Source organism: Actinomadura luteofluorescens, assembly GCF_013409365.1.
Classification (GTDB): domain Bacteria; phylum Actinomycetota; class Actinomycetes; order Streptosporangiales; family Streptosporangiaceae; genus Spirillospora; species Spirillospora luteofluorescens.
Genome location: NZ_JACCBA010000001.1, coordinates 3965816 through 3985848, shown reverse-complemented (window position 1 = coordinate 3985848; position 20033 = coordinate 3965816). Strand labels below are relative to the sequence as shown.

The following is a 20033-nucleotide window of genomic DNA, read 5'->3' as shown; positions in this document are numbered from 1 at the left end:
TGCATGGCGCGCGACGCTCCGGGAGGCCACACTCGGCCCCTTCGTTCCCCCGACGAAGGTGGTGTGCGCGGTGCCCGACGGTTTCGACTTCGACGTGATCGTGGTGGGTTCGGGGTTCGGCGGCAGCGTGTCGGCCCTGCGGCTGGCGGAGAAGGGCTACCGGGTCGCGGTGGTCGAGGCCGGGCGCCGCTTCGACGAGGACACGCTGCCCAAGACGTCGTGGCGGCTGCGCAAGTACGTGTGGGCGCCGCGCCTCGGAATGCGCGGGATCCAGCGCGTCCACCTGGTGGGCGGCAAGGCCGGCGTCCTCGTGCTGGCCGGGGCGGGAGTCGGCGGCGGCTCCCTCGTCTACGCCAACACCCTCTACGTCCCGCCGGAGCCGTTCTTCAAGGACCGCCAGTGGGGCCACATCACCGACTGGCAGGACGAGCTCGCACCGTTCTACGACCAGGCCCGCCGCATGCTCGGCGTCACCGTGAACCCGCTCGTCACGCCCGCCGACGAGGCGATGAAGCGCGTCGCCGACCGGATGGGTGCCGGCGACACCTACCATCCGACGCCGGTCGGCGTGTTCTTCGGCGACAGGCCCGGCGAGGACACCGCCGACCCCTACTTCGGCGGCGCGGGACCCCGCCGCACCACCTGCACCGGCTGCGGCTCCTGCATGATCGGCTGCAAGGTCGGCGCGAAGAACATGCTGACCAAGAACTACCTCTACCTGGCGGAGAAGGCGGGCGTCCGCGTCATCCCCGACACCACCGTCACCGCCCTGGCGCCCAGGGAGCCCGGCGGGTACGAGGTGACCGTCGAGCACACCGGCCCGCTCCGCAAGCGCCGCCGGACGCTGACCGCCGAGCATGTCGTCCTCGCCGCCGGGACGTACGGGACGCAGCGCCTCCTGCACCGGATGCGCGCCGCCGGCCGCCTCCCGCACCTGTCGCCGCGCCTCGGCGAACTCACCCGCACCAACTCCGAGGCGCTTCTCGGCGTCGAGCGCATGACCGTCTGGCACCGCGCAAAGGACGTCGACCACAGCACCGGCCTCGCCATCACCTCGTCGTTCCACCCCGACGACAAGACCCACATCGAACCCACCCGCTACGGCGCGGGCAACAACGCCATGGGCGTCATCCGGACCCTGCTGGTCGACGGTGGCGGCGCGCCCCGCTGGCTGAAGTTCCTCGGGCAGGCCGCCCGGCACCCGACCGTCATCCTGCGCGGGCTGTCGCTCAAGGACTGGGCGAAACGGACCGTCATCGCCCTGGTCATGCAGACCGCCGACAACTCCATCACCATCGGAGAGAAGCGCGGCCGCCTCGGCCGCCGCAGGCTCGTCGCGCGCCAGGGCGACGGCGAGCCCAACCCCACCTGGATCCCCGTCGCGCACGAGGCCGTCCGGATGCTCGCCGAGGAACTCGACGCCACCCCCGGCGGGACGTGGTTCGACCTGTTCAACATCCCGACGACCGCGCACTTCATCGGCGGATGCGTCATCGGCGAGACGCCCGAGGCCGGCGTCGTCGACCCCTACCACCGCGTCCACGGCCACCCGGGCCTGCACATCGTGGACGGGTCGGCGGTCACCGCGAACCTCGGCGTCAACCCGTCGCTCACCATTACGGCCCAGGCCGAGCGCGCCATGGCGTTCTGGCCGAACCGCGGCCAGAAGGATCCCCGTCCCGAGCCCGGACGGCCCTACGAGCGCGTCGAGCGCGTCCTGCCCGACCGTCCCGCCGTCCCGCCCACTGCTCCCGCGGCACTCAGGTGACGTGTTCCCGCCACGCCGCCACCGCCGCCTGCGCGGTGACCGCCGCGCAGATCGTCCTCGCGGTCTGGGGCACGAACTTCCCGGAAGCCCCGTACGCGTTCGTGGCGTCCTCCGTGGCGGGCGTCCCGCTGCTGCTCGCGCTGCTGGCCACCGCGTCGCTGGTCGCGTCCCCCGGCCCCCGGCACGGCGCCCGCCTGCTCGGCCGCGCACGCGTCGCCGGAGCCGCGGCCATGGCGGGCGTCCTCGTCGCGCTCTCGTCGCAGCCGCTGTTCAGCCTCCTCCTCCAAGGCGACCTCGGCGTACCTGGTCAGATGGATGACCCCGATCGGTTCTACCGCTTCGCGCAGATGTGGAGCCGCCTCCAGCTCGTGGCCGTTCTGGTCGTCGCCGTGCTCGCCTGCGCCGCCCTGTCGAGGTCCGGCCAGGGCCGCCGAACCTGCGCGCTCCTGGCCCTGGCGGGCCTGCCGCTCCTCATCCGCGTGGCCCCGTTCCATGTAGGGCCGTACGGCGCCGCTCCGGTACTCACCCACCTTCTGGTGGAGAGCCTGGCCGGTCTCGCCGTGACGATGCTCTGCGTCCGCCTTGTGGAGCTGCCGCTCAAGAGCAGGGCCTCCGGCCGGCCCGGCAAGGCCTGACCGCGCCGGGTCCTCGCGGACTCGGGCCCTTGGCCTGCGGATCGCGGCGTGCCGGAGGGCTACTCCTCGGGCCGGGCTTCCTCGGGCTCGGCCGGGGGGTCGTCGATCGCGCGGCGGGTCGCCTGGTGGACGCGGACGGCCAGGATCGCGCGGGCGAACCGTCCGGCCAGCTCGCCGTCCATCAGCTCCGGGACCTGGTCGACGCCGACCAGGCCGCCCGGCTGGACGGTGACCGCGCCCACGTCGCCGATCCGGACGCCGCGGCCGTCGTCGAGATCCTCCATGGACGGGAGGTCGAGCGCCGCGCGGAGCGTGTCCTGCAGCGCCCGCACGGTCGCGGCGTCGCGCTCGATGCGGATCTCGGCGGCGTCCGCGCGCTCCTCGGCCCGGTCGGCCCGCGCGCGCTCGCCGTCGATCCGGGCGTCGGCCGTGTCGGCGAGCTGCTCGGCGCGCTCGGCGCGCGCGGCCAGGTCGGCGGCCCGCGCCGTCGCGGCGTCGCGCTCCACGCTCAGCCCCGCTACCTCGCCCTGCACGACGCTCAGCTCCGCGCGCAGCCGCCGCTCCGTCTCGGACGCGGCCTCCAGCTTGGCGCGCGCCTCCGACAACTCGGCCCGCACGTCCGCCAGTTCGGCCCGCACGTCCGACAGGTCGCTCTTGGCCGCGGCCAGCGAGGCCTGGTCGTTGCTCAGCCGCGCGGCCAGGGCGTCGCGTTCGCGCTCGGCGTCGTTGCGCGCCTGGTGCTCGGTGCTCCACGCCGCCTCGGCGCGCTTGCGGAGCCCCTCGGCGTGCGCGGCCTCGTTGGCGGACGTGGCACGGGCCTGCTGGTGGGCGCCGGCCTCCTTCCACGCGTTGGCCTCGCTCTCCTGGGCCGCGATGATGCTGGCCTGGGCGGCGGCGAGCCCCTCGACCAGCTCTTCCTGCGCCGCCACGGCCTCCAGGCGGGCGGCCTCGGCGCGGGCCTCGGCCTCGCTCGCCAGGACGTCCGCCTGGGCGGCCTCCCGCCGCGCGTCCCGCGCCTCGGCGAACGCCTTCTCCGCGCCGGCCAGCACGTCGCTGACCTCGCCGTCCAGCCGCACGCCCAGCACGCCCGCGCTCTCGACGAGCTGGGCGACCAGCCCGGCCAGCCGCTCCACGTCCTGCCCGAACGCGCGGACCGGCGCGGGGACGGTGCTCGCGGCGCGCTGCGCGGGCTCGTCCGCGGCCACCGGAGCGCCGCCCGGCATCCGGATCGGCGCCGTCAGCACGCCGTCGTCCGGGACCTCTTGATCTTCGCGCACGCGAGCATCCTAGTGAACCACCCGGTTTCGCACCTCCCCCGCGAACAGGTCCATATCGCTCAGCCGAGGAGGCCGCGCTCGTAGGCCGCCGCGACCGCCGCCGCGCGGTCCCGGACGGGACGTCGTCGCCGAATCGGCCGCCCGGCCGTCCCTGGGCACCCGATGAGCCGACCTCCGATCCACCGATCGGTGGATTGCGTCCGCCGCCGGTGCTTGAATTCGGGCACACGAACGGGGAAGTGGGGGCCAGATGGTGGACGAGGTCATCGCCCGGTTGGAAGCGCTCGCGGCGGATTCAGGCGGACGCGTCGAGCTCGCGCCGCCGGTGAGCGGCGAGGAGATCTCCTCGTGGACGATGAGGGTGCCCGACGACTTCCGCGCGTTCCTGGAACGGACCTCCGGTTTCACCGTCGGCGGGCATCCGCACGTCTTCGACTTCAACCTCCCCGACAACCATGAGCCGGTGGTCAACGAGTACTGGCCGCTGCAGGACGAGTCCGCGAGCTGGATCCTCCACAGCGACGGCTCCGCGACGACGTACTACGTGGACGTCGATCCTGAGAGCGGCGCGTGGGGCCGCGTCTTCAGCTTCTGGGAGGAGCCCTACGCCCGCATGGTCGCCCCAGACGTCCTGACCTGGGTCGACAACGTGGTCACGGGAACGCGCCTCGCCCTGGAGACGGCGCAACAGGGAACCGATCTGCGCCGCGCGTTCTCCGAGTGGCTCTACGGCGCCGAGGGCTCCCTTTCCCGCCACCCCTCGGACGTCGTCGAGCCCATGCCGGTCGTCGAGGCTCGAACGTCCGACGACGCGCTGGTGGCGGAGATAGCCTCCGGCCTCCCGGACGACGCCTTCCTGGCCGACCTGCGGACCGCCGGGTATCCCACTGAGGTCCCGTTCGCCCGCGTCGTCCCCGCGGGAGAGGTCGTCACCTACACCCGCTTCCACAACGGAAGCTTCCTGGCCGCGGCCCTCGTCCCCGATCTCTGACCCACTCTCGCCGGACGTCCGGCCGGGGTGACCGAGCACAAATTTCTTCAAGCCCGGGACGTGCCCGTGCTAGCAGGCTGGTCGCACGCGGGGCGCCACGGCGGCCCCGCGCTCGTTCCAGCCATGTTCGTCAGCAGGGGGTTTCCCATGTCCGTCCTCAACGCCCTTGGCGCGGTCATCATCGACTGCGCCGACCACACCGCGCTGGCCGAGTTCTACCGGAAGGCCACCGGGTGGGAGGTCAGCTACGGCGACGACGACGTCGTCTACCTCGGCAACGGCTCCGGGCCGCAACTGGCGCTCCAGCGGATCGAGGGCTACCAGCCCCCCGTGTGGCCAGGGCCCGCCAAGCACGCGCACCTGGACTTCACCGTCGCGGACGTCGAAGTCGCGGTGAAGGAACTGCTCGCCCTCGGCGCGACCCGCCCCGACACCCAGCCCGGCGCGGGCGAATGGACCGTCCTCATGGACCCGGAGGGCCACCCGTTCTGCATCGCGGCAGGCGACTGACCTGCGCCGGCCCTGATCGCCGACGCCCGGCCGGAGCGGATCACCGCTCCGGCCGGTCGGCGGTGACGATGGCGTCCACCAGGCCCGGGAAGACCTCGCCGACCTCGTCGCGCCGGAGGGCGTTCATCCGCGACGTGCCGACGTAGTACTGCCGGATGAGCCCGGCCTCGCGAAGGATCCGGAAGTGGTGCGTGGCCGTGGAGTTGCTCACGGGCAGGTCGAAGGCCCCGCAGCGGATGTCGCCGGAGGCCTCGTGGAGCTTCGTGACGATGCTCCGCCGCACCGGATCGACCAGTGCCTCAAGGATCTGCTGCAACGGGATCGTCCGGACGTCGGGGTGCGCCGGGATGCGGTCGGCCTCCATGGCGGCCATAGTACGACAATCATCAAAGTTTGACAGCCATCGTACTTAGGGGTTCAGTGGACCGACCTGCTACGAGGAAGGTCCTGCGCGATGGCCAAGACGGTGATGTTCCACGAGCTCGGCGGCCCCGAGGTGATGAGACTCGAAGACGTGGAGGTCGGTGATCCGGGCCCTGGCGAGCTGCGCATCCGTGTGGAGGCGATCGGTCTCAACAGGGCCGAGGTGCTGTTCCGGACGGGGAACTACATCGAGCCGGTGAAGGCCTTCCCGGCCAGGCTGGGCACCGAGGCCGCGGGCGTGGTGGAGGCGGTCGGCGAGGGCGTCACCGCGTTCCTGCCAGGGCAGCCGGTCAGCACGGTCCCCGGGTTCTCGCAGAACGAGTACGGGATCTACGCCGAGCGGGCGATCGTGCCCGCCGCGTCGGTGCTGCCCCGTCCCGAGGGACTCGGCGCGATCGAGGGCGCCGCGGTGTGGATGCCGTACCTGACGGCCTATGGCGCGCTGGTCGAGGTCGGCGGGATGCGGCCGGGCGACACGGTCGTGCTGAACGCGGCGTCCAGCAGCGTGGGGCTGGCCGCCATCCATGTCGCCGACCGCATCGGGGCGACGCCGATCGCTCTGACCCGCACCGCCGCGAAGAAGGAGGCGCTGCTCAAGGAGGGCGCGGCCGAAGTGATCGTCACCGGGTCGGACGACGTGGCCGGACGGGTGCTCGCGGCGACCGGGGGCCGGGGCGCCGAGTTCGTCTTCGACGCCGTCGCGGGCCCGGGCGTGACGGACCTCGCCAGGCTCGTCGCGCCCGGCGGGACGCTCCTGGTGTACGGGGCGCTGAGCGGCGAGCCGACCCCCTATCCGGGCATCGACCTCGGCATGCCGGCGCTGAACATGCGCACGTACACGATGCTGGAGACGGCAAGGGACCCCGAGCGCCTCCGCCGCGCCGCCGCCTTCGTGACCTCCGGCCTGCGCTCCGGCGCGTTCCGACCCGTGATCGACCGTACGTTCCCCTTGTCCGAGATGGCCGACGCCCACCGCCACCTGGAGTCGAACACCCAGATCGGCAAGATCGTCGTCACCGTCCCCCGCTGACGCCCCGCGGCCTCTCCGGGGGCGGCCTCCGCCGTCGCGGGACGGTCAGTCGTCCGAACGGGCGCTCGCGCCGTCCTGGCCGCGGTGGCGTCGCCGGGCGGACCAGGCGCCGGCGTCCTCGCTGTAGCGGACCAGGAACCGGGCGAACTGGATGCGTTCGGCCGGATCCCACGCCGCCGTGATGTCCTCGAAGGTCTCGCGCTGCGCGGAGGCGAAGCGACGGCGCTCGGTCTCTCCGGCGTCCGTGAGTTCCAGGACGGTGCGCCGGCTGTCCGCCTGGGACGCGGCTCGCCGCAGGAGCCCGTCGGCGATGCAGGCGGCGACGGTGCGGCTGGCGACGGGCTGGGTGACCCCCATCTCGGCGGCGAGTCCGCCGACCGTCATCTCTCCGGGCGCGTTCGCGACCACGTTCAGGACGAGGTTGCGCGTGAGATCCCCTCGCCCGCCGGAGGTGCGCCGCCGCAGCTGCGACAGTGCGGGCCCGACCTGGTCGAGGAGGGCGCCGCCGTCGGTTCCCGGGTCCCGTGGGGAGTCGTCCATGCGGCCATCCTACGGAGTCACTGTCGAATGCATATACATGACGCGATGCATTTGCATAGCAGGTGCTATACATTTGGGTGGTATCAGGTCGCAGTCCAGGAACGAGGCAAGCCATGTCCATGACCGCTATCACCGGTGCCCAGGTCTTCGACGGTGAGAAGACCCTGGGCGTGACCACCGTGCTCGTCGAGGACGGGCGGATCGCCCGCATCGGCGGTGACGTCCCAGAGAACGCTGAGATCGTCGACGGCAGCGGGGCTACGCTCCTGCCGGGCCTGATCGACGCCCACGTCCACACCGGCCGGGAGTCGCTCGCCCTCGCGCTGCGGTTCGGCGTGACGACCGAGCTGGAGATGCAGGGCCTCCACACGCGCGGCAACCGCGGGGACATCAGCGAGGACGACACCCTCGCCGACGTGCGTTCCGCCGGGTTCGGCATCACCCCGCCGGGCGGCCACCCCAGCGAGCTGTTCCCGGAGGGCTTCCGCCCCGGGCCGCCCCCGGGCGTGAAGCCGGCCGGGCAGCCGCCGCTCATCCCGTTCTCCACCACGCCCGAGGAAGCCGTCGCGTTCATCCCGCAGCTGATCGAACGCGGCTCGGACTACATCAAGTTCATGGTCGACGACGGCAGCGTCGAAGGGCACCCCGGCCTTCCGATGCTCGACCAGGCCACCCTGAACGCGGGCGTCGCCGAGGCCAGGAGGCACGGCATGCTCACCGTCGCCCACACCCTGACCGTGGACGCCACCCGCATGGCCGTCGAGGCGGGCATCGACGGCCTGGCCCACCTGTTCATGGACCGGCCCCACACCGACGAGATCATCGAGATGGTCAGGGACTCCGGGGTGTTCGTCGTCCCCTGTGTCGTCCTGAACGCCTCCATGATGGGGATCACCGGCGGCGATCTCGCCGACGACCCCCGCGTCGCCTCCCGCCTGGACGCCGCCTGGGACACGACGCTGCGCTCCAGCTACGGCCACTACCCCCAGGGCGAGATCGACGACGTCCTGGCCACCGTCAAGGCCCTCAGCGACGCGGGCGTGGACCTGCTGGCGGGCACCGATGCCGCCATGCCCCTGCCGTTCCTGGGCGGGATCGCCCACGGTGCGAGCGTCCACCACGAACTGCAGTACCTGGTCCGCGCCGGACTCGACCCCGTCCAGGCCCTGCGCGCGGCCACCTCCGTCCCCGCCCGCCATTTCGCCCTCGATGACCGCGGACGCATCACCGAGGGACTGCGTGCCGACCTCCTGCTGGTCGACGGCGACCCCACCACCACCATCTCCGACACCCTCAACACCCGCGCCGTCTGGCGCCGCGGCACCCGCCTCGCAACCTGACCCCCACCCGCGCGGATCCGCCAAGCGCACGCACCTGTCTCCGGTGCGGCGGGGTGCCGTTCTAGGATCGCCGGGTGCACGTCCGATCCCTCGCCTTCCGCACGGATCTGCTGCTTCGCAGGCTGGCCGGTTCCGTCGTCATCGACCATCCGTCCCACCTCGTGGTCCGGACGCCCGCCAACCCGCACTTCTGGTGGGGCAACTTCGTGCTCGTCCCTCCCCACGCGCTTCCGGCCGCTCCCGATCTGTTCGCCGCGGAGTTCCCCGAGGCGTCCCACCTGGCGATCGGGGTGGACGGGACCGAGGGGGAGACGGGACCGCGCGCAGACTGGGAACGGCGCGGGATCACCGTCGAGATCGACACGGTCCTCACCGCCACCTCGCTCCTGCCTCCCGCATCTCCGGCGCAAGCCGACCTGCGCGCGCTGACCGGAGCGGACTGGGAGCAGGCGGCGCGACTCCGGCACGCGTGCGACGAGTCAGAGGCGTCGCCCGAGAACACCGCGTTCGTGGCGGCGAAGCTCGCCGAGGAACGGCGGCTGTGCGAGGCGGGCGACGCCACCTGGTTCGGGGCGTTCGTGGACGGCGAGATGCGCGCGGGCCTCGGCATCTTCCACGACGGCCAGGGGCTCGCCCGCTACCAGCATGTCGAGACCCATCCCGCTTTCCGCCGGCGCGGCCTGGCCTCCGCACTCGTCCACTTCGCAGGGGTGGAGGCCATGCGCAGGGGAGCCGGGACGCTCGTCATCGTCGCCGATCCGGCCGCCGAAGCGATTCGCGTCTACCGGTCGCTCGGCTTCACCGAGACCGAACGTCAGGTCAGGCTCCAGCGCGTTCGCGGGGACGCTGCTTAGCCCGGGGTTCGGAGTTCGGAGTTCGGAGTTCGGAGCGAGTGTCCGGTGGGTGGGGCGACGGCCCCGCCTTGTCCAGCTTTATAGACAGATGCGTCTATATAATGTCCGGGCCAACCTTGCCGAGCTGAGGAGAGTCGATGCGCGGTGGTCTGGAGCTGGCCGGGCGGTATCGGCTTGAGGCGCCTCTCGGCAAGGGCGGGATGGGGGAGGTGTGGCAGGGCGTCGACCTGCGGTTGCGCCGCCCGGTCGCCGTGAAGATCCTCACGCTGAGCGGGGCCGTCGACGGGTCCGGGGTCGCGCGGTTCCGGCGGGAGGCGGAGATCGCCGCGACCCTGGACCATCCCGGGATCACCACGGTGTTCGACGTCGACGAGCACATCGACGGGGGACTGCGCCTGCTGTTCCTGGTGATGGAGCTGATGCGAGGGCGCGACCTGGCCTCGGTGCTGCACCAGCGCCCGGCGGGGCTGCCCGTCGCGCAGGTGACGGACTGGGCGGTGCAGATCCTCGACGCCCTCGACGCGGCCCACCGGCGCGGGGTCGTGCACCGGGACATCAAGCCGGCCAACCTCTTCCTCACCGACACCGGGCAGGTGAAGGTCTGCGACTTCGGGATCGCCCGCCTCGCCGACGCCACCAAGATCACCGCTACCGGGTCGTCGGCGGGGACCCCGGTCTACATGGCGCCCGAGCAGATCGAGGGCCATCCCGTCGACGAGCGCACCGACCTGTACGCCTTCGGCTGCGTGCTCTACCAGCTGCTGACCGGGACCACCTGGGTGGACACCGACTCGAGCGCCGGCGCCATCCTCTACCAGCACCTCAACAAAGCCCCAGTACCCCCGCGAGCCGTGCGACCCGACATCGACGACCGCCTGAGCACGCTGGTCCTGGACCTGCTGGCCAAACAGCCCGGCGCCCGGCCGAAGGACGCGACCACCGTCGCCGAACGCTTGCGCGGCCTCGGCCCTCGCCCCCCGTTTCACGGCGAGCCCGCAGGTCCGTGGCAGGCCCCTCCCGAACAGCGCGGCGGGTACCCCTGGGCTCCACAACCCCAGGCGGCGTACCGTCCCACGGCGGCCATGGAACGCGGCGGAGGCGGCACCGCGATCGCCGCGATGACGCTGGCCCTGCTGTGCGTTCCAGGACTTCTGCTCCTGCTCGTCAGGTTCAACTACGAGCTGGGCGTGCCCGACTCACCCGGCGTGGTGCTGTCCTATGTGAATCTGGCATCGGGCTTCGCGGAGCCGGTCGCGCTCGCCGTCGGCGCGTGGCTGCTGTCCCGGCGCAGAGCGGGAGGACGCTGGACGATCGCGATAACCGCCGGGTCGGTGGCCCAGCGCATGTGCGGAAGGGGGGACGAGTACGGTTGGGGTCCCGTGGCGTTCGTCTTCATCCTGGCGACCGCCGCCCTGATCATGGCCGTACTTCCGTCCACCGGCCGCTGGTGCCTGCGACGAGACTAGCCCGTAGTCCGGCGGACGTACTGCCTGCGCGAGGGGCCGGGGCGCACGAAGGAGACTCATGCTCACCCTGGCGCGAATCGCCGAGGCCCCCTCTGTGCTGACACGCCATCTGGAGTCGTGGGACGGTGCGCGTCTCCTCTTTCGTCCCTTGGCCAGAACCGACGCCGAGAGTCTGGCCGGTTTCCTCGCCGGGCTGTCTTCTGAGACCCGCAGGTTCAGCACGTTCGACGGCTACGACCTGGCCGCCGCCCGCGAATTGTGCGCGGCGATCGCGCGCTACGACAAGCTTCGCCTGGTGCTGGAGGAAGAAGCGTCCGCCAGGATCGTAGGTTTGCTGGAGTTCAGCCTTGCGCTGACACAAGGGGATGTCGAACGCTATCGCCAAGCCGGAATCCATCTGAATGAGGAGACCGACTGCCGGTTCGGCCTCACCCTGTCCGACGACCAGCAGAGCAAGGGGTTGGCGACGCTGGTCTTTCCGCTCATCTGCGAGGTTGCTTGGCGGCTCGGAAAACGCAGAATCATCCTTTGGGGCGGCGTCCTGGCCGATAATCCCCGCGCCATCCGCTTCTACGAAAAGAACGGATTCCAGCGGGTCGGTCCCTTCACCGGGCCGGACGGCCGCACGTCCCTGGACATGATCCTGGACATCGTCCCTCCGCCGGCGGGCACGCCACCGAGCCCTCGCTGACGGGCCGCCGGGTGAGGTGCTCCCGGATCGGCTGCCCGCGCCGGACAGCGGGAACCGGATGTGGGCGGCTCGGCAACAACGGGTGTCCCGACCCGAAGCCGAGAGGCCGTGAATGAGCACTGCGAGTGAAGAGGACGCCGATGACGCCTCCGTCATCAGGCGGTCCCGGCAGGAGCCCGAGGCGTTCGCCGCGGTGTTCCGCCGGCACGCCCCCGACATCAAGCGGTACGTGATCCGCCGGCTGGGCGCCGATGCCGCCGAGGACGTGGTGGCCGAGACGTTCCTGGCGGCCTTCCGGCAACGCGACCGGTACGACCTGTCCCGTCCGAACGCCCGGCCCTGGCTGTACGGGATCGCCACCAACCTGATGGGCCGCCATGTGCGGGCGGAGGTGCGGCAGCTGCGCGTCCTGGAACGGATGGGCACCGACCCGGTGATGGAGCCGTTCACCGAGCGCAGCGACGAGCGGCTCAGCGCGGGGGCGTCCAGCAGGGCGCTGGCGAGTGCGCTGGCCGCGCTGCCGAGGGGGCACCGCGACGCGCTGCTGCTCGTCGCCTGGGGTGATCTCAGCTACGCCGAGGCCGCGCAGGCGCTGGGCGTGCGCGTCGGGACGGTGCGGTCCCGCATCAACCGGGCCAGGCAAAAGCTTCGCAGGCACCTCGGTGCGACCGAATCCGTGATCTACGTCAGTGAGGAGCCCGTCCATGAATGAGATGACCGAGCTTGAGCGGTTCCGCTCGGACGTTCCCGAGCTCGACCTGACCGACGTGCGGGCCGAGGAGCACCGGCTCCTGAGCGCCATGCGGGACGTGGCCCCCGAGCACGGTCGTTCCACCGGGCGGCGTGTCTCCCGCCGGGGCGTGCGGCTGCGGATCGGTCTGGCGGCGGGGCTGGGCGTCGCCGCCGCCGCGGCCGGGGTCATCGTGGTCAACGCGGGCGGCGAGCCCGGCTCACCGCCGGTCGTGCACACGATGCCGGTGGCGTCGGTGCAGGTCCTCAAGCGGGCCGCCGACCACGCGGCCAGGTCCTCGGAGCTGCACCCTCGTCCCGGACAGTTCCTGGTCTTCGACTCGCGGACGATGGACACCGTCGAGAGCAACTCCGGCGGTCGCCAGGAACGGTACCTGGACCGGCAGGAACGGAAGATCTGGCTGCCCGTGGACGGCGACGCCACGCACGGCGTCCTGCAGTCCAGGACGCTGGAGCCCAAGCCGTACCCGGGGTGGCCCGTCCCGGCCGAGGCCCGCCAGAACGTCGGACGGAGCTCGAGGTCCAAGGCCGCCGACTTCGACGACCGCGCCGAGCACCTGCGCAACGACTACGCCTACCTGAGCCGCCTGCCGGCCGATCCGGCGAAGATGTACGACCACCTGTACATCGGCCTGGGCACCGGCCCCGCAGCCGACGCCACGGCGTGGCAGAACGTCGGCGGCATGCTCACAGAGGCCTACATGCCCCGCGCGCAGCGGGCCGCGCTGTTCCGGGCGGCGGCGTCCATCCACGGCGTCACCACCGTCGGCCGCGCGGTGGACGCGGCAGGCAGGACCGGTGTCGCCGTCACGCTGGACCCGCCCGGTAGCGGCAGCCGCGAGGAGTACATCTTCGACGACGAGACCTACGAGTTCCTCGGACATCGCAGCGTCGTCACCAAGGCCCAGGAGGCGGGGGCCCCGGTCGGGAGCGTGCTGACCAACTCGGCGCAGCTGAAAGTCTCCATCGCGGACAAGCCCCCAACGGTGAACTGAGCCCACGGCGCGGTCGGGGCCGGTGAGCCTTACCGGCCCCGGCGCCGGCCCCGGCCGCGCCCGCGCCTTGACGGGAGAACGTTGCTCTCTGACCCGTTTCGCCCGAAAAGTCGTGCGGTGGGGAGCTCAGGACCGGTCAGGACCGGTCAGGACGTCGTCGCGATCGAAACGAGCGCCACTGCCGCTACTGCGGCGCACAAGAAACCGGCGATCACGAAGGCGAGCCGGTAGGGATGCTGCTCGATCCAGGACACAAGGCCCGGATACGTCTTGGCGAACTCCTTGGCGCTGACGGGACCGTCCGGCCCGCTGCACGGCACGTCGAGCACGTCCACCAATCGGGAGAGATCCTCGCGCGGGTAGAGGCTGCCCTGCACTCTGACGAGAAGAGCGCGTTGCGCGTCGAGCACGAACAGGCTCATGCCGGCCCCTCCGCGCGGCGCCGTGATGCTCGCGCGCACCACCTCTGCGATGCGCGAGCGCGGCAGGCGCTTTCGGTAGAACAGTCCTTGGACGACGAGTTCGTGGGCCGTCAGGCTGATCCGAGCGCTGAGGAGGGCCCCGATCGCCAGGGGGATCATCACGGCGAACAGACCGCCCACGATCAGGGCGAACACGGCCGGGGCATCACCGATCACGATCGCGGCGACGATGCCCGCGGCGGCCACCGCGATGACGACCAGAACGATCAGCCCCGCCCGGAAATCCGGCCGTATTACGAGCTCATCCTGAACCTCGGCCACGCCGCCATCGCCCCCTCCGGCTTCTCAAGAGCTTGCCGCATCGGTGGCGGTGCTCCGGCCGCGCGGAACCGGTTCCTGCTTTTGTGGGACGTGTGCATATGCGGTGGCCCTTGCCCCGCGCCTTCGCCTCAGGCTCATCAAGGCCGCCGCCGGACGGGCCGGAACGTGGTCGGGTTCAGGTGGTGCGTGAGGTCACCGGCGTGCCGCGGCACGTTCATCCGGAGAGGGCGTCGACACGGTCTCTGACGTCGGCGTATGCGTTCTCCGCGTCCTGGACGATCGCCTTCGGGGTTCGGCCTTCGCGTCGTTGGAGGTGGGTTTCGGCGATGCGGGCGATTTCGGGTCGTGGGCCGGTGTCCTCGTCGATGTCCTCGTCGGATGTGTACGCCATGGCGGCTTCGAAGGGGCCGACGCCGGCGGCGAGCAGGTAGAGCAGGTCGCACAGGTCCTTGGCGACCGGGCCGACGTCGCCTTCGCCTCCGAACAGCACGACGGGCTGCTGCTCGATCGGGAGGCCTTCGTGGACGCGCCAGAACGCGACCCGCCCGCCGCTGCCGTCCGTTCCGAACGCGCGGAACTCCCGGTCGGCGTCGTCGCTGCCGGTCCAGGACGCGATCGCATCCGGCTCGAAGCGGTCGAATGTCTCGAAGTCGAGCCCGTCGAGTCCGGAGGCGTCCTGGTGGGCCTTGAGCGTGCGCAGGGCGGCGGGGACGGGGTCGTCGGGCTCGGGAGCCGGCCAGAGCGGGATCGTTCGGGCATCCGGTGTCACCACCCCCAGCCGTTCCGGGTCGTTCTCGGCGCGTTCGTTGAGGGTCAGCAGGAACCAGATGAACCGGCCGTCCTCGTGGTACCGCACCTCGAAGGTGCTCTCGTCGTCGCGGCGCAGTACGTGGACGACGTTCCCGTACTCCGCGACCATGCTGTCCAGCGCCCGCGCGCGGGCCTCAGGCTCGGGCAGCGCGACCGTGAGGCCGTCCCGCACCGGCGCCGGGTAGGACTCGGTGATGTAGACCTTGGTGACGTAGCCGATCACCGGACCGCAGCCGCGCACCCGGGATGAGGGGTAGCGGCCGGGGACTCTCACCGTGGCCCTGTAGGCCATCTCCCACCCTTGCTCGGGGACGCCCATGCCGTCCCAGCCGTCCCTGGTGGGGAACATCGGCGGTGGACGCAGACCGTGGGCCCGGTGCAGCTCGGCCAGTCGAGGATCGTCGGTGCGGCTCCCGAGCAGGCCTTCCAGCAGGGCGAAGGGCGGCGAAATGATCACACCTGGACCGTAGTGGCACGCGCGTCCACACGGAGGGTCCGGATCCACTCCGGGCCGTCTGATCCCGCTCGGTCTCGGCGGTGGCGAGGAGATCCCGTTCCAGGAATGGCCGGCGATCAGACTTCGTGCCGCCGATTCCCGTCGATGTGGTCGCGCTCTGTACTGTCTCTGCTGAGCCCGTGCGAGTAAGCGGGAGCCTACGTCAACTCCTTGGTCGGCGACGTCAGCGGGGAGGATGTCGTAAGGGCCGTCATGCTGGGCGGTACCGTCGGCGCCTTGTTCGCCATCATCGCCAGCGTGACCATCGTCATCATCGCCGGCGTGGACACCGTCATCCTCGGCAAGGTCGCCTCGTACACCTGGCTGGGTACCGGCCTCGCGATGCTTGGCCTGAGCGGCTTCATGTTCGTCTTCGGCGGCAAGGGGCCCCTCGCGTGTGCCACGGGCCTGGGCCTCCTCGCGGGCGTCCTCGCCGACTACATCGCCGGCCGCACCGGCACCGTCAGCGCCGCTGGAACAGTGGCGCCGCAGGGGCAGAACCCCCAGTCCTCCGGTGATGCTTCGCAGAAGTAAGGCCGGAGAACCGACACCCATCGGCGGCCGGGACCCTGTTCCCGGTCGCCGACCCGTTCGACGGCCACCGCGCCACCCGGGTACCGGCGCACCGCGCCGGGTTCATCTGGTCAGGACACGATCTCTGACAGGCGCCGCCTAGGCGATCGCGTCTGCCGCCGCCTGCGCCGCCGTCCACCTGCCACCGCCGTCTCGCCGAACGAGGCGGCGTCTCAGGCGACCTTGGTGATCTTGCATTCGATGCCTGCGGGCCCGATCGGAGTCTGCGCCGCGGAGGTTCCTCCGAAGGTCTTCGTGCCTCGAACCTCGAAGGTTTGCAGGCCGACCCGCTGATGAGAGGCCGCGTCCAGAACCTCGACGGTGACCGAGTAGCGCGTCGCGTCGCCTGTGATCGTGCCGCTGATCGTCACCGTGCCCTGCGATCCGGCCGCATTCACCTGGCAATCGACGTTGGCCCTGTAGTTCTTCGGGCCAAGGGACGGGGTGTTCCCTTCCAGCGCACCGATCGAGTAGAGCACGGCGAGCAGTCCTAGGAGCCCCGGCAAACCCAAGGCGATGATCAGGAAGGTCTTCCGCCTCGGGCGGGGACGCGAGCCGTACTCGTCATTGGCCATGGTCCACTCGTGAGTAGGCATCGCTGTCCCGTCACCCCGGTCGATCCCGCTGAACAAAGTCTGTGCAGGTCAGCATATGGCGCAATATGCGTGGTTTGATCTTGTTGGTCTGTCGCGGGCGTCACCACCGTCGGCCGCGCGGTGGACGCGGCAGGCAGGACGACACCACTCCTTCTCAGGATGCTCAGGAGCCTGCCGCATCTACGGCGATGCTCCGGCCGCGCCCTCCTGGGACGTGTGGCATGTGATCCCCCTCCCGCACGGAGAGCACGAGCGGCGATGATCAGCCCTCTCGTCGGGACGCGGGACGATCGCGATCACCGCAGGCGCGCAGGCGCGGTGGCGCTCGGTGGCGAAGCCTTGGTGACGGTGACGCCGTTGGCGTGGTGGATCAGGCGCTCTTGCGGAGAGTTCGCTTTCCGCAGTTGGGGCTGATCTCCACGGCCGGTTCGTCATATGTGTAGCGGCCGGGGATCCTCACGGTGGCCTTGTAGGACATCTCCCAGCCGTGCTCGGGGACGCCCATGCCGTCCCAGCCGTCCCTGGTGGGGAACATCGGCGGTGGACGCAGACCGTGGGCCCGGTGCAGCTCGACCAGCCGAGGATCGTCGGGTGCGGCTCCCGAGCAGGCCTTCCAGCTAGAGAGCTTCAATAGTTAGAGTTACCGACTGTGTCCTTGCGGTGACTGGCCTGCGGGGTGGGGGCGGGTTACCTCTGGTGGATGCGGTATGGCGAGGGCGGCGGGTTGACCGCTGCGGAGCGGGCGCGGCGGGAGGCGCTGCGGCGAGAGGTGGCCGGGCTCTTCGAGCAGGGCTGCCTGTCCGATGCGCAGATCGGGCGCCGGTTCCGGGTGTCGCGGATGTCGGTGAACCGGTGGCGGCGGGCCTGGCAGACCGGAGGGACGGCGGCGCTGGCCTCCAAGGGCGCCAGTGGCGCGAAATGCAAGCTGACCCACCACCAGGTGAAGCTCCTGGAGGAGGCGTTGGAGGCCGGTCCGGCCGCGCACGGCTGGACCGAGGACCAGCGGTGGACGCTCGCGCGGATAGCCGAGGTGATCTGGGAGTTGTTCGCGGTCTCCTACACCCTGGCCGGTGTGGATGTGCTGCTGCACCGGATCGGGTGGAGCGTGCAGGCACCCTCCCGCCGCGCCGCCGAGCGCGACGAGGGCAAGATCGACCGGTGGCGGGCGGAGGTGTGGCCAACGGTGGAAACACCGCGGCGGACCTGGGCGCCTGGATCTGCTTCGAGGACGAAGCCGGCCAGGGGCTGAGGCCGCCCAAAGGCACCACCTGGGGACGACGCGGACGCACACCGGTGGTGCGTGTCACCGCCCGTGGCACCCACCGGGTCTCGCTGGCCGCACTGGTGGCCGTCAAACCCGGCCGGCGGCCCCGGCTGATCTACCGGGCGCACGCCTACCACGGCCGTAAAGACGAGAAGAAGGGGTTCGACGAAGGCGACTACATCCGCTTACTGGACGCCGCTCACCAGCAACTCGGCGGACCGATCGTCCTCGTGTGGGACAACCTCAACACTCACCGCTCGGCCCGGATGCGCCGCTACCTGGCCGCCCGGGACTGGCTCACCGTCTTCTACCTGCCGCCCTACGCCCCCGAACTCAACCCCGTCGAAGGCGTCTGGGCACACCTGAAACGGTCCCTGGCCAACCTCGTCAAGCACACCATCGACCAGCTCATCACGCTCATCAAGACCCGCCTGAAACGCATCCAGCACCGGCCCGCCCTACTCAACGGCCTCCTCGCCCACACCCACCTACCACTCTGGTAACCCCAACTCTTAAAGCTCTCTAGGCGAAGGACGGCGAGGTGATCACGCCTGGACGGTAATGCACGCGCGTCCACACGCGGAGCCCGGATCAACTCCGGGCCGTCTGATCCCGCTCGGTCTCGGCGGTGGCGAGGAGATCCCGTTCCAGGAATGGCCGGCGATCAGACTTCGTGCCGCCGATTCCCGTCGACGCGGTCGTGTTCTGTACGGTCTCTTCCGAGCCCGTGTGAGAAAGCGGGAAAAATCTAAAGCAGGAGAGAATCATGAAGGGTCTCACGAACCTTCTCACCGTCCTCGTCGCCGCGCTCATTGGCGGTGTGGTGGGCAGCTTGGTCCTGGTCGTCTCCATGGCCGGCGACATCTACGGGCAGGAAGTCGCAGCGGTCGTCATGGTGGGCGGTGCCGCCGGCGCCTTGTGCGCCGTCATCGCCAGCGCGTTCATCGTCTTCTTCGGCAAGACCGCCTTCTACTCCGCCCTGGTGGTCGGCATCGCGTTGCTCGGCAATGGCGCCTACCAGTTCGCCCTCGGTCATGACGGGACTGCCATCGCCTTCGGCATCGGCCTGGCCTGCTTCGCGGGCGTCCTCGCCGACTCTGTCGCCCGCAGCGGCGGCACCGTCCGCGCCGCGGGAACAGTGGCCCCACAGGGGCAGAACTCCAAGTCCTCCGGTGGCGCTTCACAGAAGTGAGGCCGGAGAACCGACACCTACAGGCGGCCAGGACTTAGTTCCTGGCCGCCCGATCGGTTTGACGACCACCACGCCACCCGGGGTGGTCAGACCGACATCAGGCAAACACCGGTCTGAGCGAGCCCCGGGGCGGATGGGGGGCGGCCCTCCGCGCGGGTGTTCCAGGCGGAACCCCAGCACGGTCGCGCCCCGCCACCGGCCTCCAGCGCCCGATCCTCTTACGGAATCGATCAGCTCATCGGCCCCCTGTAGCCGATCAACCGTGCCGGGTCGGCCGATAGGTCAGCACCTGCGTGTGGGCGTCAAAAGTCCGGGCGTCGAGCAGCTCCAGGTCGAAGTCGTCCGCACCGTCGAAGATCCGGTCAACACCCGTCGCTCCGGAGATGACTGGGAAGACCGTCACCTCGATGGTGTCGATCAGGCCGGCGTTCAGCAGCGCCCGGTTGAGTTTCAGGCTGCCATGGGAGCGCAGCGGCACGTCGGATTCGGCCTTGAGGCGCGTTACCACCTCGACGGGATCGCCGGACTCGATGGTCGTGTCCGGCCAGTTCAGCGGCTCGGTCAGCCGGCTGGAAAGCACCGTGACCGGGGAATCGAACATGCGCGTGATCCACCCGTCGAACAGGCTGCGATCGAAGCCTGCGGCGAGGAACGGCGCGTTCGACGTGTAGGTGTTGGCCCCGAGCACCATGCGCAGCGGGTCGCGGTAGGCGGCGGCGCGGTGCGCAAGGAATTCGGGGCCCTGCTTGCCCCAGTAGCCGCCCCAGTCGCCCTCGTGGTTGGCGAAGCCGTCGAGCGTGGAGAAGATGTCGAAGGTGTACGTGGCAGTCACGGTGTCTCCCTGCGGGAAGTCGGTCGCGCCGCGCCTTGCGGCGGCCTCACCCCTGCTACGAACACCACCGCCCCAACCCGACACGCCTCCCGGATTTCTTTCGAAAATCTTCCGGGCTCTTGCGGACTCTTCCGGGCTCTTGCGGATCGAGGGTGTAGCTCTCGGCGCGCCCTGCCGCCTCGACGAGCTCGGCTTGGAGGTGAAGGGCCAGCGGACCGGCAGGGCCAGGGTGGAGGAGACCGCGAAGGTCATCGGGT

At 70.8% G+C, this 20033-nt stretch carries 23 protein-coding genes; 15 read left to right on the top strand and 8 right to left on the bottom strand.

Annotated elements, in window-relative coordinates; translation table 11 throughout:
- Positions 1-70 precede the first annotated feature (70 nt).
- Together BJY14_RS18320 and BJY14_RS18315 are read left to right on the top strand one after the other, a co-directional pair.
- Positions 71-1768 carry a GMC oxidoreductase gene (locus BJY14_RS18320; RefSeq protein ID WP_179844735.1) on the top strand — a complete coding sequence of 566 codons (1698 nt, stop codon included), beginning with the start codon at positions 71-73 and terminating at the stop codon, positions 1766-1768.
- Positions 1765-2403 carry a hypothetical protein gene (locus BJY14_RS18315; RefSeq protein WP_179844734.1) on the top strand — a complete coding sequence of 213 codons (639 nt, stop codon included), beginning with the start codon at positions 1765-1767 and terminating at the stop codon, positions 2401-2403. Before BJY14_RS18320 ends, BJY14_RS18315 begins: the two co-directional genes overlap by 4 nt.
- A 59-nt stretch (positions 2404-2462) precedes the next feature.
- Here the strand turns inward: BJY14_RS18315 and BJY14_RS18310 are convergent, their stop codons facing one another.
- Positions 2463-3680 carry a coiled-coil domain-containing protein gene (locus BJY14_RS18310; RefSeq protein ID WP_179844733.1) on the bottom strand — a complete coding sequence of 406 codons (1218 nt, stop codon included), beginning with the start codon at positions 3678-3680 and terminating at the stop codon, positions 2463-2465.
- Positions 3681-3930: 250 nt separating this feature from the next.
- Between BJY14_RS18310 and BJY14_RS18305 the strand changes: the two genes are divergently transcribed.
- Positions 3931-4671, top strand: a complete 741-nt coding sequence (locus BJY14_RS18305; RefSeq protein WP_179844732.1) for an SMI1/KNR4 family protein — start codon at positions 3931-3933, stop codon at positions 4669-4671.
- A 147-nt stretch (positions 4672-4818) separates the two neighbouring features.
- Positions 4819-5181 carry a VOC family protein gene (locus BJY14_RS18300; protein ID WP_179844731.1) on the top strand — a complete coding sequence of 121 codons (363 nt, stop codon included), beginning with the start codon at positions 4819-4821 and terminating at the stop codon, positions 5179-5181.
- A 40-nt stretch (positions 5182-5221) separates the two neighbouring features.
- Here BJY14_RS18300 and BJY14_RS18295 read toward each other — a convergent pair whose 3' ends face one another.
- Positions 5222-5545 (bottom strand): ArsR/SmtB family transcription factor, encoded by a 324-nt coding sequence (locus tag BJY14_RS18295; protein WP_218905480.1) that lies wholly within the window; start codon positions 5543-5545, stop codon positions 5222-5224.
- Positions 5546-5635: 90 nt separating this feature from the next.
- Here BJY14_RS18295 and BJY14_RS18290 point away from each other — a divergent pair, with 90 nt between their 5' ends.
- A complete protein-coding gene (locus BJY14_RS18290) occupies positions 5636-6634 on the top strand; it encodes a zinc-dependent alcohol dehydrogenase family protein (RefSeq protein WP_179844729.1) in 999 nt (332 codons plus the stop codon).
- A gap of 45 nt (positions 6635-6679) precedes the next feature.
- Here BJY14_RS18290 and BJY14_RS18285 read toward each other — a convergent pair whose 3' ends face one another.
- Entirely contained in the window at positions 6680-7174 is a 495-nt protein-coding gene (locus BJY14_RS18285; RefSeq protein ID WP_179844728.1) for a MarR family winged helix-turn-helix transcriptional regulator, read from the bottom strand.
- 113 nt (positions 7175-7287) lie between these two features.
- On the opposite strand from BJY14_RS18285, the gene BJY14_RS18280 reads away from it, so the two are divergent.
- The 6 genes from BJY14_RS18280 (at position 7288) to BJY14_RS18255 (ending at position 13270) form a co-directional block, all read left to right on the top strand.
- Entirely contained in the window at positions 7288-8514 is a 1227-nt protein-coding gene (locus tag BJY14_RS18280) for an amidohydrolase family protein (RefSeq protein WP_179844727.1), read from the top strand.
- A gap of 74 nt (positions 8515-8588) precedes the next feature.
- Positions 8589-9368, top strand: coding sequence for a GNAT family N-acetyltransferase (locus tag BJY14_RS47245; RefSeq protein WP_179844726.1), 780 nt, complete (start codon positions 8589-8591; stop codon positions 9366-9368).
- Between the two features lie 137 nt (positions 9369-9505).
- Positions 9506-10834 (top strand): serine/threonine-protein kinase, encoded by a 1329-nt coding sequence (locus BJY14_RS18270; RefSeq protein ID WP_179844725.1) that lies wholly within the window; start codon positions 9506-9508, stop codon positions 10832-10834.
- A gap of 58 nt (positions 10835-10892) precedes the next feature.
- Entirely contained in the window at positions 10893-11525 is a 633-nt protein-coding gene (locus tag BJY14_RS18265) for a GNAT family N-acetyltransferase (RefSeq protein ID WP_179844724.1), read from the top strand.
- A gap of 112 nt (positions 11526-11637) precedes the next feature.
- The gene (locus BJY14_RS18260; protein ID WP_179844723.1) at positions 11638-12237 is read left to right on the top strand and encodes an RNA polymerase sigma factor; all 600 of its coding nucleotides are present in this window, start codon (positions 11638-11640) and stop codon (positions 12235-12237) included.
- Entirely contained in the window at positions 12230-13270 is a 1041-nt protein-coding gene (locus BJY14_RS18255; RefSeq protein WP_246395971.1) for a CU044_5270 family protein, read from the top strand. The genes BJY14_RS18260 and BJY14_RS18255 overlap by 8 nt, the downstream gene beginning before the upstream one ends.
- Before the next feature lie 146 nt (positions 13271-13416).
- Here BJY14_RS18255 and BJY14_RS18250 read toward each other — a convergent pair whose 3' ends face one another.
- Both BJY14_RS18250 and BJY14_RS18245 read right to left on the bottom strand, forming a co-directional pair.
- Entirely contained in the window at positions 13417-14013 is a 597-nt protein-coding gene (locus tag BJY14_RS18250; RefSeq protein WP_179844722.1) for a hypothetical protein, read from the bottom strand.
- Positions 14014-14227: 214 nt separating this feature from the next.
- Entirely contained in the window at positions 14228-15280 is a 1053-nt protein-coding gene (locus BJY14_RS18245; protein ID WP_179844721.1) for a hypothetical protein, read from the bottom strand.
- 210 nt (positions 15281-15490) lie between these two features.
- On the opposite strand from BJY14_RS18245, the gene BJY14_RS18240 reads away from it, so the two are divergent.
- Positions 15491-15853, top strand: a complete 363-nt coding sequence (locus BJY14_RS18240; protein ID WP_179844720.1) for a hypothetical protein — start codon at positions 15491-15493, stop codon at positions 15851-15853.
- 212 nt (positions 15854-16065) lie between these two features.
- On the opposite strand, the gene BJY14_RS18235 is transcribed toward BJY14_RS18240, so the two are convergent.
- Both BJY14_RS18235 and BJY14_RS18230 read right to left on the bottom strand, forming a co-directional pair.
- Positions 16066-16467, bottom strand: coding sequence for a hypothetical protein (locus BJY14_RS18235; protein WP_179844719.1), 402 nt, complete (start codon positions 16465-16467; stop codon positions 16066-16068).
- A gap of 391 nt (positions 16468-16858) precedes the next feature.
- The gene (locus BJY14_RS18230; RefSeq protein WP_179844718.1) at positions 16859-17119 is read right to left on the bottom strand and encodes a hypothetical protein; all 261 of its coding nucleotides are present in this window, start codon (positions 17117-17119) and stop codon (positions 16859-16861) included.
- 69 nt (positions 17120-17188) lie between these two features.
- Between BJY14_RS18230 and BJY14_RS18225 the strand changes: the two genes are divergently transcribed.
- From BJY14_RS18225 to BJY14_RS18215, 3 genes are all read left to right on the top strand, one after another.
- Positions 17189-17737 (top strand): winged helix-turn-helix domain-containing protein, encoded by a 549-nt coding sequence (locus tag BJY14_RS18225; protein ID WP_179844717.1) that lies wholly within the window; start codon positions 17189-17191, stop codon positions 17735-17737.
- On the top strand, positions 17647-18255 hold the full coding sequence (locus tag BJY14_RS18220) for an IS630 family transposase (RefSeq protein ID WP_179844716.1): 609 nt from the start codon (positions 17647-17649) through the stop codon (positions 18253-18255). The genes BJY14_RS18225 and BJY14_RS18220 overlap by 91 nt, the downstream gene beginning before the upstream one ends.
- A gap of 263 nt (positions 18256-18518) precedes the next feature.
- Positions 18519-18944, top strand: a complete 426-nt coding sequence (locus tag BJY14_RS18215; protein WP_179844715.1) for a hypothetical protein — start codon at positions 18519-18521, stop codon at positions 18942-18944.
- Between the two features lie 256 nt (positions 18945-19200).
- Here the strand turns inward: BJY14_RS18215 and BJY14_RS18210 are convergent, their stop codons facing one another.
- Positions 19201-19776: a dihydrofolate reductase family protein gene (locus BJY14_RS18210; RefSeq protein ID WP_179844714.1), complete on the bottom strand. Its 576-nt coding sequence runs from the start codon at positions 19774-19776 to the stop codon at positions 19201-19203.
- Positions 19777-20033 lie beyond the last annotated feature (257 nt).

Bases quoted from the DNA above. Each gene is read 5' to 3' on its own strand.
- BJY14_RS18305 (WP_179844732.1), top strand. From the start codon at position 3,931: ATGGTGGACGAGGTCATCGCCCGGTTGGAAGCGCTCGCGGCGGATTCA.
- BJY14_RS18285 (WP_179844728.1), bottom strand. From the start codon at position 7,174: ATGGACGACTCCCCACGGGACCCGGGAACCGACGGCGGCGCCCTCCTC.
- BJY14_RS18265 (WP_179844724.1), top strand. From the start codon at position 10,893: ATGCTCACCCTGGCGCGAATCGCCGAGGCCCCCTCTGTGCTGACACGC.
- BJY14_RS18235 (WP_179844719.1), bottom strand. From the start codon at position 16,467: ATGGCCAATGACGAGTACGGCTCGCGTCCCCGCCCGAGGCGGAAGACC.
- BJY14_RS18225 (WP_179844717.1), top strand. From the start codon at position 17,189: ATGCGGTATGGCGAGGGCGGCGGGTTGACCGCTGCGGAGCGGGCGCGG.
- BJY14_RS18295 (WP_218905480.1), bottom strand. From the start codon at position 5,545: ATGGAGGCCGACCGCATCCCGGCGCACCCCGACGTCCGGACGATCCCG.
- BJY14_RS18255 (WP_246395971.1), top strand. From the start codon at position 12,230: ATGAATGAGATGACCGAGCTTGAGCGGTTCCGCTCGGACGTTCCCGAG.
- BJY14_RS18280 (WP_179844727.1), top strand. From the start codon at position 7,288: ATGTCCATGACCGCTATCACCGGTGCCCAGGTCTTCGACGGTGAGAAG.
- BJY14_RS18215 (WP_179844715.1), top strand. From the start codon at position 18,519: ATGAAGGGTCTCACGAACCTTCTCACCGTCCTCGTCGCCGCGCTCATT.
- BJY14_RS18300 (WP_179844731.1), top strand. From the start codon at position 4,819: ATGTCCGTCCTCAACGCCCTTGGCGCGGTCATCATCGACTGCGCCGAC.
- BJY14_RS18260 (WP_179844723.1), top strand. From the start codon at position 11,638: ATGAGCACTGCGAGTGAAGAGGACGCCGATGACGCCTCCGTCATCAGG.
- BJY14_RS18290 (WP_179844729.1), top strand. From the start codon at position 5,636: ATGGCCAAGACGGTGATGTTCCACGAGCTCGGCGGCCCCGAGGTGATG.
- BJY14_RS18270 (WP_179844725.1), top strand. From the start codon at position 9,506: ATGCGCGGTGGTCTGGAGCTGGCCGGGCGGTATCGGCTTGAGGCGCCT.